The 14293-nt window shown below is 65.9% G+C and carries 17 protein-coding genes; 6 read left to right on the top strand and 11 right to left on the bottom strand.

All coding sequences use genetic code 11. From position 1 onward, the window contains the following. Window positions 1-7: 7 nt before the first annotated feature. The 3 genes from IPG63_06610 to IPG63_06600 all read right to left on the bottom strand — a co-directional run bounded on the left by IPG63_06610 (window position 8) and on the right by IPG63_06600 (window position 5003). The gene (locus IPG63_06610) at window positions 8-1804 is read right to left on the bottom strand and encodes a DUF1800 domain-containing protein (protein MBK6726923.1); all 1797 of its coding nucleotides are present in this window, start codon (window positions 1802-1804) and stop codon (window positions 8-10) included. 136 nt (window positions 1805-1940) lie between these two features. After that, window positions 1941-3236 carry an isocitrate lyase gene (aceA, locus tag IPG63_06605; GenBank protein ID MBK6726922.1) on the bottom strand — a complete coding sequence of 432 codons (1296 nt, stop codon included), beginning with the start codon at window positions 3234-3236 and terminating at the stop codon, window positions 1941-1943. Between the two features lie 177 nt (window positions 3237-3413). Continuing rightward, window positions 3414-5003 (bottom strand): malate synthase A, encoded by a 1590-nt coding sequence (locus tag IPG63_06600; protein MBK6726921.1) that lies wholly within the window; start codon window positions 5001-5003, stop codon window positions 3414-3416. A gap of 149 nt (window positions 5004-5152) precedes the next feature. Here IPG63_06600 and IPG63_06595 point away from each other — a divergent pair, with 149 nt between their 5' ends. The 3 genes from IPG63_06595 to IPG63_06585 are packed head-to-tail and all read left to right on the top strand — an operon-like array spanning window position 5153 to window position 6695. After that, window positions 5153-6184 (top strand): LysR family transcriptional regulator, encoded by a 1032-nt coding sequence (locus IPG63_06595; GenBank protein ID MBK6726920.1) that lies wholly within the window; start codon window positions 5153-5155, stop codon window positions 6182-6184. Window positions 6185-6231: 47 nt separating this feature from the next. Then, entirely contained in the window at window positions 6232-6474 is a 243-nt protein-coding gene (locus IPG63_06590; protein MBK6726919.1) for a hypothetical protein, read from the top strand. After that, the gene (locus IPG63_06585; protein ID MBK6726918.1) at window positions 6471-6695 is read left to right on the top strand and encodes a hypothetical protein; all 225 of its coding nucleotides are present in this window, start codon (window positions 6471-6473) and stop codon (window positions 6693-6695) included. The genes IPG63_06590 and IPG63_06585 overlap by 4 nt, the downstream gene beginning before the upstream one ends. 6 nt (window positions 6696-6701) lie before the next feature. Here IPG63_06585 and bcp read toward each other — a convergent pair whose 3' ends face one another. The 3 genes from bcp to arfB form a co-directional block, all read right to left on the bottom strand. Further along, complete coding sequence (gene bcp, locus IPG63_06580) at window positions 6702-7199, bottom strand: thioredoxin-dependent thiol peroxidase (GenBank protein MBK6726917.1); 498 nt, start codon at window positions 7197-7199, stop codon at window positions 6702-6704. Between the two features lie 61 nt (window positions 7200-7260). Then, complete coding sequence (locus IPG63_06575) at window positions 7261-7851, bottom strand: 1-acyl-sn-glycerol-3-phosphate acyltransferase (GenBank protein ID MBK6726916.1); 591 nt, start codon at window positions 7849-7851, stop codon at window positions 7261-7263. Further along, window positions 7851-8273: an aminoacyl-tRNA hydrolase gene (arfB, locus tag IPG63_06570; GenBank protein MBK6726915.1), complete on the bottom strand. Its 423-nt coding sequence runs from the start codon at window positions 8271-8273 to the stop codon at window positions 7851-7853. Before arfB ends, IPG63_06575 begins: the two co-directional genes overlap by 1 nt. A 100-nt stretch (window positions 8274-8373) precedes the next feature. On the opposite strand from arfB, the gene IPG63_06565 reads away from it, so the two are divergent. Next, complete coding sequence (locus IPG63_06565) at window positions 8374-9141, top strand: hypothetical protein (GenBank protein MBK6726914.1); 768 nt, start codon at window positions 8374-8376, stop codon at window positions 9139-9141. 48 nt (window positions 9142-9189) lie between these two features. Here the strand turns inward: IPG63_06565 and tatC are convergent, their stop codons facing one another. The 5 genes from tatC to IPG63_06540 form a co-directional block, all read right to left on the bottom strand. After that, a complete protein-coding gene (gene tatC / locus IPG63_06560; GenBank protein ID MBK6726913.1) occupies window positions 9190-9939 on the bottom strand; it encodes a twin-arginine translocase subunit TatC in 750 nt (249 codons plus the stop codon). Then, entirely contained in the window at window positions 9936-10220 is a 285-nt protein-coding gene (tatB, locus tag IPG63_06555) for a twin-arginine translocase subunit TatB (protein MBK6726912.1), read from the bottom strand. The genes tatC and tatB overlap by 4 nt, the downstream gene beginning before the upstream one ends. 10 nt (window positions 10221-10230) lie before the next feature. Then, a complete protein-coding gene (tatA, locus tag IPG63_06550) occupies window positions 10231-10446 on the bottom strand; it encodes a Sec-independent protein translocase subunit TatA (protein ID MBK6726911.1) in 216 nt (71 codons plus the stop codon). A gap of 45 nt (window positions 10447-10491) precedes the next feature. Then, entirely contained in the window at window positions 10492-11169 is a 678-nt protein-coding gene (locus IPG63_06545) for a lipid-binding SYLF domain-containing protein (GenBank protein ID MBK6726910.1), read from the bottom strand. 72 nt (window positions 11170-11241) lie between these two features. Continuing rightward, window positions 11242-12135: a hypothetical protein gene (locus IPG63_06540; protein MBK6726909.1), complete on the bottom strand. Its 894-nt coding sequence runs from the start codon at window positions 12133-12135 to the stop codon at window positions 11242-11244. 205 nt (window positions 12136-12340) lie between these two features. Here IPG63_06540 and hemH point away from each other — a divergent pair, with 205 nt between their 5' ends. Both hemH and IPG63_06530 read left to right on the top strand, forming a co-directional pair. Next, on the top strand, window positions 12341-13444 hold the full coding sequence (gene hemH / locus IPG63_06535) for a ferrochelatase (protein MBK6726908.1): 1104 nt from the start codon (window positions 12341-12343) through the stop codon (window positions 13442-13444). Window positions 13445-13447: 3 nt separating this feature from the next. Then, entirely contained in the window at window positions 13448-14290 is an 843-nt protein-coding gene (locus IPG63_06530; protein MBK6726907.1) for an alpha/beta fold hydrolase, read from the top strand. Window positions 14291-14293 lie beyond the last annotated feature (3 nt).

The following is a 14293-nucleotide window of genomic DNA, read 5'->3' as shown; positions in this document are numbered from 1 at the left end:
GGCACCCTCAGCGCTGGACCAGGAATTCGGGGGACATCGTCGCCAGGTGCACGGTCGACAGGATCTTGAGGTGCTCGTGGCTGCCGGCCATGCTGAAGATCAGGAAATTGCGCAGCACGTTGCGCGTGTCCGCGCCCATGGTGTTGCCGAACAGGCGCAGGTCGATCTCGTCGAGGAACAGGTTGTAGGCGTTGGCGCCGGTGGCATTGGCGCCGGTCACCAGCGGCACTAGGTCGGCGACGTTGAGCCAGGCGCTCGTGGTCGGCGTGGTGAAAGTGCCGCTCGATGTGCTGTAGCCGGCCCAGATGCGGCTCCACAGTTCGTTCGCCGCGGTCATCGCCGTAGTCTCGTTGGCGATCTGGAACTCGGGCGCGTAGACGTCGGCGGCGTCCAGTGCGCCCGGTGGCCGGTAGTCGGGCTCGTAGAAGTTGAACACGCTGTTGGCGCCCAGCGGCCGCTGCGCGAAGTTGGTCTGCGGACTGCGGATGCCCATCTGGATTTCGCCGTTCACCGCCGCCGGTGCGGTAACGCCGAACGCGCGCCAGACTGCGGTCAGGCGCAGCAGCGGTTCGCGCAGCTTGCCGTAGGCGACGGCGGGATCGAGCGGCGCCACGCGCGCCTCGTCATCGAGCAGGATGGCGCGCAGCACCGCGCCCAGGTCACCGCGCACGCCCTGGCCGTTGTCGTTGAACACCGCCGCGACGCGGGCGATGTAGGCACCGGAGGGATCGCTGGTGACGAAGCGCTGGATCAGCTGCCGCGACACAAACGGTGCCACGTTCGGGTGATTGAACAGATAGTCGAGCGTGGTCTCGATCTGGTCCACGCAGTAGGCGCGGCAGGCGGTGACCACAGCCGGGTCGCTCGGTTGCGAGGTGCCGCTTGACCCGGTGCCGCAGACCGGCCCGGCCACGATCGGCGCGCCGCCGAGCAGGGTCTTGGCGCCGCTGTCGGCGTAGGCCGGGAAGCAGGCCATCGGCGTGTAGCCGGAGGGGCCGCTGTACAGCCCGGTGTAGGTGTTGCAGCTGCCGGATCCGGCGCAGTCGTAGGACCAGCCGGTGAACACGCGGGCGAGTTCGCTCACGTCCTGCTGCACGTAGGTCGGGATCGGTTGGCCGAGCCCGTCGAGGATCGGCGAGAAGTCGTCGGCGCGCTCGATCAGACCGATGGTGAACAGCTGCATGATCTCGCGCGCGTAGTTCTCGTCCGGCAACTGGGTGCCGGTGAGGTTCGCTTTGCGGTTGCGCCAATGGCTGAGGTAGCGCCCCATCATCGGAGACAGCGTGACTTCCTCGAGCAACTGGCGGTAGTTGCCAAACGCATTGCGGGCGAGGATATCGGCGTACTCGGCGACCCCGAAGGCGTCGTTGGACAGCGCGTCGGCGCGATCGGACACCACCAGGATCTGCGACAGCGCGAAGGCCATGCGCTGACGCAGCTGGTCGGGCCCGAACCCGGCGGTGTGGAACCAGCGGTCCATGCGCTGGCTCTGTCCGATCGAGGGCGGCGTCGGCAGCGCGGCGAGCGCGTCGAGATAGGCGCGCGCCAGCGTCGGCGGTTGCGCCAGCTGCTGGCTGATCCAGCCGTCGTAGCTCGACGCCCGGAACTGCGCGATCGTGGTCTTGCTCGGCCCGAACGTGGCCTGGGTCAGAAAGCGCGCTGCCTCTTCATCGCTCTGCGGGATGAAGTAGACCGACTCGAAGCCGGCGGTGTGGCCGCCGAAGATGACATCGGAGCCAGCAGCGGCGGGCGTCGCCGCGCACAGGCACCAGACTCCAAGAGCAGAAGCGATCAGGGGTTTCATCAGCCATCTCCAACGCGAGAGGCGATGCTAGGTTGACCGCAAGAAAAGACTGTGACGGGCACCGCGGGTTCAAGCGATGCCCGCAAAGCGTTCTCGCCGGCCGCCCGAGGGGGATGCCCCCGGGCGCCGGCGATGCTCAGGCCGCCTTCTCGGCGTGGAACTGCTCCTGCTCGGTCGAACCGTGCAGCGCCGCGAGCGAACTCTGGCCGCCGGCGATCACTTCATTGACCTGGTCGAAGTAGCCGACGCCGACCTCACGCTGATGCTTGGCCGCGGAGTAGCCGCGCTTCTCGTCGACGAACTCCTGCTCCTGCAGTTCGACATAGGCCGCCATCTGGCGATCCTTGTAGCCGGTCGCGAGTTTCCACATCGAGTGGTTGAGGGCGTGGAAGCCGGCGAGCGTAATGAACTGGAACTTGTAGCCCATCGCCGCGATGTCCTTCTGGAAGCTGGCGATGGTCTGCTCGTCCAGGTTCTTCTTCCAGTTGAAGCTCGGCGAGCAGTTGTAGGCAAGCAGCTTGCCCGGGAACTTGGCATGGATGGCTTCGGCGAACTTGCGCGCCTCCTCCAGGCTCGGGGTCGAGGTCTCGCACCAGACCAGGTCGGCGTAGGGCGCATAGGCCAGGCCGCGCGAGATCGCCTGGTCGATGCCCATGTCGGTCTCGTAGAAGCCTTCGACAGTGCGGCGGCCGTTGCAGAACGGCTTGTCGTTCTCGTCGACGTCGCTGGTGAGCAGCGCCGCACCCATGGCGTCGGTGCGCGCCACGATCAGCGTCGGCACCCCGGCGATGTCCGCGGCGAGGCGCGCGGCGACGAGCTTCTGCACCGCTTCCTGGGTCGGCACCAACACCTTGCCGCCCATGTGTCCGCATTTCTTGGCGCTCGCCAGCTGGTCTTCCCAGTGCACCGCGGAGGCACCCGCTTCGATCATGTGTTTCATCAGCTCGAAGGCGTTCAGCACGCCGCCGAACCCGGCCTCGGCATCGGCCACGATCGGCTGCAGCCAATCGATGTCGTCACGGCCCTCGGCATGGTGGATCTGGTCGGCGCGCAGCAGCGTGTTGTTGATGCGGCGCACGACGTTCGGCACCGAGTCGACCGGGTACAGCGACTGGTCCGGATACATCGCACCCGCGGTGTTGGCATCGGCCGCGACTTGCCAGCCGGACAGATAGATCGCCTTGAGCCCGGCCTTGACCTGCTGCATCGCCTGGTTGCCGGTCATGGCACCGAGCGCGTTCACGAACGGCTCGCTGTGCAGGGAATGCCAGAGCTTCTCGGCGCCACGCTTGGCCAGCGTGTGCTCCACGTGTACGGAACCGCGCAGGCGCACCACATCCGCTGCGGAGTAGCCGCGTTTGACACCGGCCCAGCGCGGGTTGCTGGTCCAGTCCAGTTGGATCTGTTCGGCGGTGGGGAGTGTGGTCTTCATGGCGTTACCTCGGGGCTGGGGCGTCGGGGAGGACGAAAGCAATCGGATGGAACTTCGGCTTCCTGCCCCCTCCCTTCGCGGAGCGAGGGGAGGGTTGGGGTGGGGTCGCTCTTCATCGCTCCAGAGCCGACCCCCTCCCGACCTCCCCCTTGCTGCGCAAAGGGGAGGAGAAACACTTCAGGCAAGTCGCTCGTAGCAAGGCAAGGTCAGGAACTCGACCAGCTCCGCAGCATGCGTCCACTCGGCCAACAGTCGCGCGGCCTCGTCGAACTTGTGCTCTCCGGGCAGGCCGGTCGGATTGACGCGGTTGCGGATGGTCGCGATGGATTCGTCGAACACAGTGAAATCGAGTGGCGTGCCATCGTCGAACTTCAGCCCGCCGACATGCAGCCACTGCCATAACTGCGCACGCGAGATCTCGGCGGTGGCGGCGTCCTCCATCAGGTTGTGGATCGGCACGCAGCCGAGGCCATCGAGCCAGGCCGCGACGTAGCGCACGCAGACGTCGATGTTGTTGAAGAAACCGGTGCGGCTGATGCTGCCGGCGCAGGGCGCGAGCAGCGCATCGCGCGTCACCGACACGTCGTCGCGGTTCACGTGCAGCTGGTTCGGCGTCGGCATGCCGGCATCGAAGATCGCCTGCGCGACCGGGATCAGTCCGGGATGCGCGACCCAGGTGCCATCGTGCCCGGCGGTCACTTCGCGTTGCTTGTCGTCGCGCACCTTGGTCATCGCCGCTTCGTTGGCGGCCGGGTCACGATGGATCGGAATCTGCGCGGCCATGCCGCCCATCGCGAACGCACCGCGACGATGGCAGGTTCGGATCAGCCATTCCGAATACGCCTTCAGGAAGGGCACGTCCATCCCGATCTGGGTTCGCTCGGGCAACACGCGATCGCGATGTTTCCGCAGCGTCTTGATGTAGCTGAAGATGTAGTCCCAGCGTCCGCAGTTCAGACCGACGATGCGGCCGCGCAACGCGTGCAGGATCTCGTCCATCTCGAACACGGCCGGCAGGGTTTCGATCAGCACGGTCGCCTTCATCGTGCCGATCGGCAGGCCAAGGCGCACTTCGACGAAGGCCATCACCTCGTCCCACAGCGCTGCCTCGCGGTGGCTCTGCAACTTCGGCAGATAGAAAAACGGGCCGAGACCCCGGGCTGCGAGCGTGGTCGCGTTGTGCAGGGCGAACAGCGCCAGATCGAACAGCGAACCGCTCAGTCGCTGGCCATCGACACAAACGTGCTTCTCGTCCAAATGCCAGCCGCGCGGGCGCACCATCAGCACTGTCTTCGAATCGGACCTGAGCGCGTAGTGCTTGCCTTCGGGCAAGCTGAACTCGATCGAACCGGCGACCGCGTCGCGCAGGTTCTGCTGGCCCTCGAGCATCGCCTCCCAGACCGGGCTGGTGGAGTCCTCGAAGTCGGCCATGAACACCTTCGCGCCCGAGTTCAGCGCGTTGATGATCATCTTGCGATCGACCGGTCCGGTGATCTCGACACGACGGTCCCGGATCGCTTCCGGAATCTCGGCGACGCGCCACTCGCTTTCGCGGATGTGCCGGGTCTCGGCCAGAAAGTCGGGCAACTCGCCGGCATCGAAGCGTGCCTGGCGTTCGCTGCGGGCCGCGAGCAAGCTGCGGCGGCTCGGTTCAAAACGGCGATGCAGTTCCGCGAGCAGGTCGAGTGCGGCCGGCGTCAACACCGCGGCATGCGTCGATGTAGCGGCTGGCTCGGCAACGATGGAGGACTGCTGGGTCACGGACATACGAATTCCTTGATTGGTTCGTGGGTCCGACCGGAATGCCCTCCACATTCCTGCCGAGGTCCCGACGCTACGCCCGGAACTTTGGTTTGACAAACCGAATGTTTCAATGCGAACTATTGACGTCGTCAAATCGCACGCAAGGCATTGATATGCAGCCCAGAAAAACAAACAAGCGTTCGACTGCGATCCCGATTTCGGGCGAAGTCCCACCCCAACGGCGGCGGCGGAAGGGCGAAGGCGCGGTTCGTTTCTACTACAAGGGCAATCGCCTCAAGCAACTGCGGGCATTCTGCATGAGCGCCAAGCTCGGCACCTTCTCGCGCGCCGCCGAAGCCCTGTTCCTGAGCCAGCCTTCGATCAGCCTGCAGATCGGCGCGCTCGAGCGCGAGCTCGGCGTTGCGCTCATCGAGCGCGGCAGCAGGCGCGTGCAACTCACGCGTGAGGGTCGGGCGCTGTACGAGCTGGCACTGCCGCTGGTTGACGGCTTCGATGCCGTCGACGCCAACTTCCGCACCCGGCTGGTCGCGATGGACGCCGGCGAGGTCACCATCGCCGCGGGCATCTCGACCATCCAGTACCTGATGCCGAACCTGGTGCAGGCGTTCCGGCAGCACCACCCGAAAGTGCGCCTGCATCTGGTCAACGTCACCGGCAACGAGGGCCTGGCCATGTTGCGCAACGACAGCGCCGATTTCGCGGTCGGCTCGATGGTCGACGTGCCGAACGACCTGGCCTACGAAGCCGTGTACCACTTCGACCCAATGCTGATCACGCCACCGAACCATCCGCTGATGCAGAAGACCGACATCGGTCTGGAAGACCTTTCGTCCTACGGGCTGATCCTGCCGCCGCGCAGGGTGACCACCTACCGGCTGGTGGACTTGATCTTCCAGCAGGCGCGCGTCCCCTACCAGGTCGCGATCGAAGTCGGCGGCTGGGAGATCATCAAGCAGTACGTGTCGATGGGACTCGGCATCTCGATCGTCACCGGCATCTGCCTGCGCCCCGAGGACCGCCTGGAAGTGCGCAACATGCGCGCGCACTTCCCGCAGCGCAGCTACGGCGTTGTCATGCGCAGGGGCAAGTACCTGAGCCCGCAGGCACGCGCCTTCCTCGACCTGATCAAACCCGACTTGTTCAATCGCCGCGACGCCGTCGACGGCGGACATTCGGAGCGGTGAGGTGGTCGACCATGCGTTCGCCGTGCGTCCCGCGATAGCATCAGCACGTGTACTTCGAGATCGTTGGAACCATCAGCCACATCGAGACGATTGCCCGTGGCAACGGCATTCGGGAGTTGCCGCGATTGCGAAAGATCTACGGCGAAGGCGATTGGCGCAAGCGCAAGGGCGTCGCGGCGGTACGATTCACCAACGGCGTTCAGCGGCAAGCCGAAATCCACTGGTACGAAGCCAACGGCATTGGCAAGTTCGAGTTCAAGATCAAGCGATTTGCAGGTCAGACGCCATGAACAAGCATCAGTTCGCAGTGTGCATCGACAATCACGGCTACGAAGCGTCGCTCGAGTTGCGCAAGCTCTACGAGATTCTTCCTGACGCCGAGGCCGACAAGTTCGGGCAACTGCGCGTCATCGATGAATCCGGTGACGATTACCTGTACCCAGCGGGGTCGTTCGATCGAGTCGCCTTGTCCGAACGCACGGCGGAACGCTTGTTTCTCGCGGTGGCCTGAACGGCGTCAGCGGGCTCTCCTGGCAGCGGGTTTCGCCGCCGCGCCGGTCGTGTCCAGATACGCCAGCACTTCCTCGGCATGGGTCGCCGGTTTGACCTTGTCCCAGACGCGTTCGATCTTGCCGTTGGCGTCAATCGCGAACGTTGCACGCGCGATGCCCATGTACTTGCGTCCGTACAGGGTCTTCTCGATCCACACGCCGAAACCCTCGATCGCCTGGCGTTCGGGGTCGGCGATCAGCGGGAAGTTCAGTTGATGCTTGGCGACGAACTTCGCATGACGCTTGGCGTCGTCGGCGCTGATGCCGTAGACGCGCACCTTGGCGGCGTCGAACTTCGGCAGCGCATCGCGAAAGGCACAGGCCTCGGTGGTACAGCCCGGCGTGTCGTCCTTGGGATAGAAATACAGCACGACGCGCGCACCTTTCAGCGTCTGCGGCGAAACGCGCTCGCCACCGTCGGTCAGAAGATCGAAATCGGGGATGCTGTCGCCGGGCTGCAGCATGAGTCTGGTTCCAGTGTTGCCGCGATCAAAACAGCAGGAACGTGCAGGCGGCGTGCTCGCGTCAGACGCCGCGATGCTTGCCCTGGTACGGGACGAACCATGCACGGATGCGAGCCATGTCGGCGTCCATGTCGTCGCTCATGTGGAAGATCTCGCCGACGCCGAAGCAGCGCTCGGGATAGTGGATGTACAGACAGCACACCGGCACATTGGCCTGGCGTGCGATGTGCCAGAAGCCCGACTTCCACTTCGTCACCGCCTTGCGCGTGCCCTCCGGTGCGAGCAGGAACCATGCATTCGGATTGCGCGCGAAGCCATCGACGGTCTCCCCGACCGCGCCATGCGCCGCGCGCCGGTCGATCGGTACCGCGCCGAGCCAACGCAGCAGGATGCCGAGCGGGAACCAAAACGCTTCGCGCTTGGCCATGAAGCGGATGTCGACACCGGAGGCCACCTTGATCAGCAACCCATACAGCGCATCCCACGCCGACGAATGCGGCGCTGCGACGAACAGCACCTGCTGCAGGTTCGGAAACGGTCCGACCAGGCGCCAGCCGAGCAGGCGCAGCATCAGCCTTGCGAACGCGCGTGCCGGTCGCGCAAAGGCGCGGGGTGCCAGCGGCGGCAGGGGCTCGACGACGGGCGGCGACATCAGTCGTGGTCCACTTGCGTGCCGCGTCCGCGCTTGATCGCGCTGCGCGACTTCTTGGCATCGAGGCGCCGCTCCTTGGAGGCGCGCGTCGGCCGCGTCGCGACGCGCGCCTTGGGCACGAAGCTCGCGGCGCGGATGATCTCGGCCAGGCGTTCGCGTGCGTCTTCGCGGTTGCGCTCCTGGGAGCGGAAGCGGTTGGCCTGGATGACGACGACGCCGTCATCGGTGATGCGGCGGTCGGCGCGCGCCAGCAGGCGCGTGCGCACCGCTTCCGGCAGCGACGGCGAGGAGCGCGCATCGAAGCGCAGTTCGACCGCGGTCGAGACCTTGTTGACGTTCTGGCCACCGGGCCCGGACGCGCGCACGAAGCGCTCGTCGAGTTCGCCGTCTGGAATATGGATGCGGGAATTGATCTCGAGCATCCGCGCATTCTATCGGGAGCCGCCGACAACCGCTGCGGCCGCAGCGTCCTGCGGCTATGCTCGCCGGCGCGCAACCCGCGCAATTCACGGGGAGAAAAGTATGAGCGGCAAGAAACTCGAGGTGGGCGACGTATTCGGCTGGTTCACATCGGCGATCCAGTTGGCGATGAAGAATCCGGGCGCCTTCCTGGTCATGGCCCTGATCATGGCGATCATCGCCGTCATTCCGGTGCTCGGCAGCCTGGCACTGATGGTGCTGTCACCGGCGCTGTATGGCGGCTTCATCTATGCCGCACGTGAGGAAGAGGCCGGACGCAAGGCCGAAATCCCGCACCTGTTCATCGCATTCCAGCAACCCGGCAAGATCGGCCCGATGCTGATGCTGTGTCTGCCTTCGATTGCCGGCGGTATCCTCATCGGCATTCTCGGCTTCGTCTTTGTTGGCGGAGCGATCATGGCCGCGGCCTCAGGCGGAAATGCCGCGGGTGCCGGCTTCGGCTTCGGCATGATCCTGTTCGCGGCGTTGGCGATGGCGATTTCGGTCGGCATCGCGTTCCTGGTCTATTTCGCGATCCCGCGGGTGATGCTCGACAGCGTCGAGCCGATCGCTGCGATGAAGGAGAGCCTGGCCTACTCGCTGGCAAACGTGGTGCCGCTGATCGTCGGATTCATCGCCGTCGGCGTGGTGTTCATGGTCGCGGCCGTCGTACTCATGTTCATCCCGATCCTGGGCTGGATCGTGCTCGCGTTGGGCAGCGTGCTGGTCGGGTCGCTGTCGATGTACTTCGCCTACAAATCGGCGTTCGGCAGCAGCATCGCCCAGGTCGAGCCGCCGATGCCGCCGGCCCCGCCGCCCGTCGTGCAGTAACCCGCGACCTCGCCTCCGAAAACGGCCCCACGCGGGGCCGTTTTCATTTCAGGACTTGGCGGTTTCAGCGCGCGCCGGCAAACAGCGTGCGGCGAGGATGCCGATCTCGTAGAGAATGCACATCGGGATCGCGAGCAGCAATTGCGAGACCACATCGGGCGGCGTCAGTACCGCGGCCACCACAAACGCGCCGACCACCACGTAGGCACGGGCTTCGCGCAGTTGCGGCGTGGTCACCCAGCCGAGCAGCACCAGAATCACCACCGCCACCGGCACCTCGAAGCACAGGCCGAAGGCGAGGAACAGCACCAGCACGAAGTCGAGGTACTGGCTGATGTCGGTCATCACCGCCACGCCGACCGGCGCCACCGCCTGCAGGAAACCGAACACTGCCGGCAACACCAGGAAGTAGGCGAAGGCACAGCCGGCATAGAACAGCGCCACCGCCGACACCAGCAGCGGCACCGCCAGGCGCTTCTCGTGGCGGTACAGACCCGGCGCCACGAACGACCACGCCTGATAGAGCACATAGGGCATGGCCAGCACCAGCGCTGCAAAAAACGTGAGCTTCAACGGCGTCAGGAACGGCGATGCCACCTCGATCGCGATCATTTGCGCGCCTGCCGGCATCTTCGCCAGCAGCGGCTGCGCCAGCACCGCGTAAATGCGGTTGGCAAACGGCAGCCCAACGAGGAACAACAGCCCGACCGCGACCACGGCCTTGAGCAGCCGCTCGCGCAATTCGATCAGATGCGCGAGAAACGGCAGCTCGCCATCCGACTCCGCCGCCCCGCTCATGGCTCGCGCGGTTCCTGCGACGGCGCGGGCTCGATCTCGCGCTTGACCGCTTCCACCGGATCGGCCTTGCGAATGCTCTCGCCAGCCTCGCGCAGACTGCGCTTGAGCTCATCGGCCGCGATCTCGCGGTCGATCTCGTAGCGCAGGTTGGTCCAGCTGGAACGCAGACGACGCAGCATGGCGCCCACCGTGCGCGCCGCGCGCGGCAGACGCTCGGGGCCGAGCACCACCAGCGCGACCACGGCGATCAGCGCCAGTTCGCTGAGTCCGACATCGAACATGGTCGGACGATCAGGCGGTCTTGTCTTTTTCGGACTGGGCGGCGCCCGCGCCCGACTTCTGGTCGGCTTCGAGCTTGGGCGCGTCTTCGCCTTCGCCGAGGCCCTTCTTGAACTCCTTGACCGCGCCGCCGAGATCTCCGCCGATGTTACGCAGCTTCTTGGTGCCGAAGATCAGCACCACGATGAGCAGCACGATCAGCCAATGGCCAATGCTGAAGGAACCCATGTTGCACCTCGAAAGTGGAAGGCGGCAAGGATAGCGCCGCGGGCACTACTGTGCGGTGTATTCCTCCAGCCGATCGCGGAAATCGACGACCGCATCCGGAACCGACTCCACGCCACCTTCGAAGATCCGCCGCGGCGTCATGTTGCGTCCGTAGGTCGCCTGGTTGCTGTCGTGGTCGATCGACAGCACCGAGCCGTCGAGGGCCACCCCGGCGAACAAGCCACGCGATCGCGAATAGCTGTAGATCTCGGCCTTCATCTGCGCATCCGTGGAGGCCTGCGCGTTGCGGCCGACCGGCCCGGCCGCGACCGCGGCGTCGGCGCCGAGGGTGAACTTGCCGTTGACGATCTGGTCCACACCGCGCCGGGACCGGAATACCAGCACCACGTCGGTGGACTGCACGCCCGCCTGGAATCCGATGCTGCCGCCGGTGATCGAGAGGAAGCTCGGGTTCGACCAGGTGCCATCGGCCGAACGCACCGAGATCAGGCCGCGACCATGGCGCCCGCCGAGCACCAGGCCGGCCTTGACCACGTCCGGGATCACCGCAATCGCCTCGGCCCGCTCGACCAGATGGCTCGGCACGCGCTTGTCCGGCGCCGACATGATTTCGGTCAGCACGCGCGACGCGTTCTCGGCACGTTCCACTTCCTTGTCGCCGGCCAGAACCGGAGCAGCGACGAACGCGAACACCAATGCGGTGGCAGCCAAGCGATGCAACATGCGCGAAACCTCGGTCTGGGAGAAGTGTCGGCAAGGTGACGCGGCAGCGATGAATCTGCCGTGAGCGGATGCTCAGGACGCGCGTCGCCAGCCGACGATGGCGAGCCAACCGGAGCAGGCCAGCACGATCGCCAACAGCACGCTCGCGACCGAACCGCCCACGGGAATCGATGCGGCATTGCCGCCCGGCAGCGGTCCGCGACACACGGGCGTCGGACCAATCGCCAGCCCCTCCATCTCGGGCAGGGTGGTCGACACGAAAGTGGCAGCGCCCGAGTTCAGGTCAACCCGAACGATATCGCTCGGTCGGTTGTCGTCCGGCGGCCGGTAATCGAGGATGGCCCAGAGTCGGCCCTCGGCATCGAAATCGAGACCGCCGTCGGCGAATACGAGGTTCGGCGCGAGCACCCCGAGCCGCGTGCTCGCCGCCGTGGTCGAGTTAATGCGGTAGACGCCTTCATCGCCCTGCGAACCAAGCCCATAGAGCCCGCCGCCATCGGCGCCGAGCCCGGTGATCTGGAAGCCCAGGTCACCCACCAGCGTCGCGTGCCCGCTGGCGCGATCGATCTGCCACAGCTTCTTCACCGTATCCGACGATGCAAACAGTCGTCCGTCGCAAGTAAATGCGAGGCCGAAATCGAGGGCATCGAACTGACCCACGCCCTGGCCACTCAAGCCGGTATTGCCGGTGCCGCCGCCAACCATCGTGCCGTGGCCGCTTGCCTTGTCGATGGTGATCAGGGTCTTGGTCGAATCCACCAATCCGTACAGCACACCATCAGCGGCCATCGCGAGGCCTTCGACGTCATTGAACCCGGTCTCGCCGATCAGCGAGGTCTGGCCACTTGCCAGATCGATGCGATACAGCTTGTTGAAGGAAATGGCATAGGCAAGCGGCTCCGCGGCCGCGGGCAATGCCATTGCGGTCGACAGGGCTAGCACTGCGTTGAGCAGGCTGCGTCGCATGTCCGGTCTTCCTTGCGTTGTTTCTTGGATTCTTGGGGTAATCGTCCGCTGTCCGGCGAAGACAGCGCCTCGAATCTTAGACGCGACCCGCTGCAAATCAAAGCCTTGGCCGCGGGTTATTGTTGTTTTCCTGCCACAAGCCACTGTCACCCCGCCGCTTGCGCGTTTTTATCGCGGCAAGCCCCGGATGTAGTAGAAAGGCCGGATGAACTACATGGGAAGAAGCGACTTCGACCACCGCGAACCTCCGCGCGCAGCCGTGGTCCTGGTCAACTTGGGCACGCCGGATGCGCCAGATACCGGCTCGGTGCGCCGCTATCTCGCCGAATTCCTGGCCGATCCGCGCGTCGTGGAGCTACCGCGCTGGCTGTGGCGAATCATCCTGCATGGCGTGATCCTGCGCATCCGCCCGCGCCGCTCGGCACACGCCTACCAACAGGTCTGGACCGAAGCCGGCTCGCCGCTTCTGGTCCTGAGCGAGCGCCTGGCGGCGGCGGTGGGGTCGCGACTGCATGTGGCCGCCGCCGGCCCGGTGCTGGTGCGTACCGCGATGCGCTACGGAAGGCCAGCGCTGGCCGCCGTGCTGCGCGAACTGCAAGCCAGCAATGTCCGGCGCCTGCTGGTGCTGCCGATGTATCCGCAATATTCGGGCACCACCACCGGCTCGGTGTTCGATGCGCTCGCCGACGAACTCAAGCGCTGGCGCTGGATCCCGGAGCTTGCAATGGTCAGCGACTACTACCAACACCCGGCCTATGCCGAGTTGCTCGCGGAGAGCGTGCGCGCGCACTGGGCCGCGGGCGCGCGCAGGCATCTGCTCTTCTCGTTCCACGGACTGCCTGAGCGCTACCTCCACGCCGGTGACCCCTACCACTGCCAGTGCCTGGGCACGGCACGGCGCGTCGCCGAGCAACTCGGTCTCGGCGATCAGGACTGGAGCGTTGCATTCCAGTCCCGGGTCGGACGCGAGCCCTGGTTGCAGCCTTACACCGACGCCACCCTGGCGGCGATGCCGGCGCGCGGCATTCGCGAGGTCGACGTGCTCTGCCCTGGCTTCGCCGTCGATTGTCTGGAAACGCTGGAGGAGATCGCGATGCAGAATCGTGCCGGATTCCTCGCCGCCGGCGGCTCCGGCTTCGGCTACATCCCGGCCCTGAACGACAGCGCCGGGCATGCGGCCTTGCTCGCGCAGATCGTGCGTGAGCGCAGCACGCACTGGCCAGAGTTCTCGGCCAGCGCGCAGCAAGCGGAGACGGCGAGCCGGCCGCTGTTGGCCGCTCGCTTCGAAACACTCAAGGGTGGGCGCTGAGCGATGTTCGAGGAGATCACGCTGGATACGCCGTGCCTGCGCATCGCTGGCCGCCGCAGCGGAAAAGCTGCCGGGCCCAAGCTGCTGGCGGTGCATGGCTGGCTGGACAACGCGGCCAGCTTCGCGCCGCTGGCGCCGCATTTTGCCGACCATGACCTGGTCGCGATCGATCTGCCCGGCCACGGACGTTCCTCGCATCGCGCGCCGGGCGCCTGGTATCACTTCATCGACTACTGCAGCGACGTGCTCGCGGTCGCCGATGCGCTCGGCTGGCCCCATTTCGCGTTGCTCGGTCACTCGCTCGGCGGCGCCGTATCCAGCATGCTGGCAGCGGCGTTGCCGGAACGCATCGAGCGGCTGTACCTGATCGAAGCGCTGGGCCCGCTCAGCACTGCAGAGGAGCGCCTGCCCGAATTGCTCGGCCAAGCCTTGCGCGAGCGCGAGGCGCTCACCGGCAAGCAGTTGCGCCGCTTCGTTTCGATCGATCAGGCGGTGGCCGCACGGCGCAGCAACCGCGACATGCCGCTGGATGAAGCCAGCGCGCGCCTGCTGGTGGAACGTGGCGTGCGTGCGGTCGAAGGCGGTTTCGAGTGGAGCAGCGACCCACGCCTGACCCTGACCAGCGCCATGCGTCTGTCGGAGAGCCAGGTGTGCGGCTACCTCGCCGGCATTCGCTGCCCGGTAAGTCTGGTGCTCGCCGATCCGCCGATGCCCTTCCTCGATGGCACGCTGATGCTGGCGCGCACCAATGTCGTCAGCGAGTTGCACTGGCAGCGCATGCACGGCAGCCACCACCTGCACATGGAAGCGCCGGCCGCAGTCGCCGCCCTGCTGCGCGGCGCGTGAGCC

The organism is Lysobacterales bacterium (assembly GCA_016703225.1).
In the GTDB taxonomy this organism is placed as follows: domain Bacteria; phylum Pseudomonadota; class Gammaproteobacteria; order Xanthomonadales; family Ahniellaceae; genus JADKHK01.
This window is presented reverse-complemented; position numbering and strand designations above follow the sequence as displayed.

Excerpts from the sequence above, each read along its gene's own strand:
- IPG63_06545 (MBK6726910.1), bottom strand. The coding sequence starts at position 11,169 with ATGTTGCATCGCTTGGCTGCCACCGCATTGGTGTTCGCGTTCGTCGCT.
- tatB (MBK6726912.1), bottom strand. The coding sequence starts at position 10,220 with ATGTTCGATGTCGGACTCAGCGAACTGGCGCTGATCGCCGTGGTCGCG.
- tatA (MBK6726911.1), bottom strand. The coding sequence starts at position 10,446 with ATGGGTTCCTTCAGCATTGGCCATTGGCTGATCGTGCTGCTCATCGTG.
- IPG63_06575 (MBK6726916.1), bottom strand. The coding sequence starts at position 7,851 with ATGTCGCCGCCCGTCGTCGAGCCCCTGCCGCCGCTGGCACCCCGCGCC.
- hemH (MBK6726908.1), top strand. The coding sequence starts at position 12,341 with ATGAACTACATGGGAAGAAGCGACTTCGACCACCGCGAACCTCCGCGC.
- bcp (MBK6726917.1), bottom strand. The coding sequence starts at position 7,199 with ATGCTGCAGCCCGGCGACAGCATCCCCGATTTCGATCTTCTGACCGAC.
- IPG63_06585 (MBK6726918.1), top strand. The coding sequence starts at position 6,471 with ATGAACAAGCATCAGTTCGCAGTGTGCATCGACAATCACGGCTACGAA.
- IPG63_06610 (MBK6726923.1), bottom strand. The coding sequence starts at position 1,804 with ATGAAACCCCTGATCGCTTCTGCTCTTGGAGTCTGGTGCCTGTGCGCG.
- IPG63_06595 (MBK6726920.1), top strand. The coding sequence starts at position 5,153 with ATGCAGCCCAGAAAAACAAACAAGCGTTCGACTGCGATCCCGATTTCG.
- IPG63_06600 (MBK6726921.1), bottom strand. The coding sequence starts at position 5,003 with ATGTCCGTGACCCAGCAGTCCTCCATCGTTGCCGAGCCAGCCGCTACA.
- tatC (MBK6726913.1), bottom strand. The coding sequence starts at position 9,939 with ATGAGCGGGGCGGCGGAGTCGGATGGCGAGCTGCCGTTTCTCGCGCAT.
- IPG63_06540 (MBK6726909.1), bottom strand. The coding sequence starts at position 12,135 with ATGCGACGCAGCCTGCTCAACGCAGTGCTAGCCCTGTCGACCGCAATG.
- aceA (MBK6726922.1), bottom strand. The coding sequence starts at position 3,236 with ATGAAGACCACACTCCCCACCGCCGAACAGATCCAACTGGACTGGACC.
- IPG63_06530 (MBK6726907.1), top strand. The coding sequence starts at position 13,448 with ATGTTCGAGGAGATCACGCTGGATACGCCGTGCCTGCGCATCGCTGGC.
- arfB (MBK6726915.1), bottom strand. The coding sequence starts at position 8,273 with ATGCTCGAGATCAATTCCCGCATCCATATTCCAGACGGCGAACTCGAC.
- IPG63_06565 (MBK6726914.1), top strand. The coding sequence starts at position 8,374 with ATGAGCGGCAAGAAACTCGAGGTGGGCGACGTATTCGGCTGGTTCACA.